The 283-nt window shown below is 42.8% G+C and carries 1 pseudogene; it reads right to left on the bottom strand.

Features of this window, described 5'->3' with window-relative positions:
* Positions 1-282, bottom strand: a pseudogene (rclC, locus tag LZP73_RS20810) (reactive chlorine species resistance protein RclC); the annotation flags it as partial.
* Position 283: the final 1 nt, after the last annotated feature.

The raw sequence follows: 283 nt of genomic DNA, 5'->3' as shown, positions 1-283 counted from the left end.
GCCAAGACCGTTGGAAAAACCATAGGTATTATTAGCCGTTTGCCATGCTCTTGCTTCTGGTTTGTATTCGCCTTCGTGAGTCAGATGCTGTTTATAGTCTTCCGGGTGTTCATAAAAGAACGACATTAGTGGACTGTTTGCGACGAATGGTGTAATGCTGTCTGCCTCGTAAGGGACAAACTTTAATAACCCAATCCACATAAAAACAATCGCAATACTCAGACGAATCAATGTCAGGCCAATTTTATCTCCCCGACTTAACAGGTGCAGGTATCTTTCCATT

Source organism: Shewanella sp. AS16 (assembly GCF_021412365.1).
Classification (GTDB): domain Bacteria; phylum Pseudomonadota; class Gammaproteobacteria; order Enterobacterales; family Shewanellaceae; genus Shewanella; species Shewanella salipaludis.
Note: the sequence above shows the minus strand (reverse complement) of the source record. Positions and strands in the feature narration are given on the sequence as shown.